The organism is Vreelandella olivaria (genome assembly GCF_023507745.1).
In the GTDB taxonomy this organism is placed as follows: domain Bacteria; phylum Pseudomonadota; class Gammaproteobacteria; order Pseudomonadales; family Halomonadaceae; genus Vreelandella; species Vreelandella olivaria_A.
The window spans coordinates 1-567 of the sequence record NZ_JALPZO010000091.1 but is presented as its reverse complement, the minus strand read 5'-3'; the positions used below and the strand labels follow the sequence as shown (position 1 = coordinate 567).

Sequence of the window (567 nt, the reverse complement as noted above, 5' to 3'; positions counted from 1 at the left end):
TGGGTGACCTGTTGGCCAATCGGTTTTCGTTAAGCCCGGTGCAACGCTGGTGCCAGCATAGCCACTGGGGGCGGCGCAGCAAACAGTGGGATTTTAAATCGCACGAGCAGGAGCTGGGTAAATTAAGCGGCAGTGACGCCATTGTGGAACGGCAAGGGGTCGCCACAGCCCATGCGGGGCCAGGGCCTGGCCCCGCCGCCAGCGACCTGGCCTTCCGGCTGACCCTGCCCGGCGGCCAGCCCCCCGATGAGCAGACCCTGGCGTTCGGGCTATGGGGGGTGCCCATGAGCGGCATGCACCAGGAACTGACCCGCGATGTACTGGCCCATATACGCAATGAAGCGGGTGGGGCGGCGATTACTTATCACTTTGCGCCCGAACAACTTGGCCAGTTCTATTTTATCCGGCTGGTCGTGCGTGTGCGCCTTAACGGAAGCGCTGCCACCCAGGTCTACGAGTTACACCGCCGTGGCCGCCCACTTCCCGGTGAGTGGCGCACCCTGGCCCCCCTTGAGGAGGGGCTCTTCAACCACATCACACCAGGCACCTGGCCCAGCATGCCGCTGA

Annotated in this window: 1 protein-coding gene; it reads left to right on the top strand. The window is 64.0% G+C overall.

Translation table 11 applies throughout. The annotated features are described in order from the left end of the window. Positions 1 to 11: 11 nt before the first annotated feature. Positions 12 to 567 (top strand): hypothetical protein (locus HP566_RS21840; protein WP_249976640.1); only part of this gene is annotated, 556 nt, incomplete at its 3' end.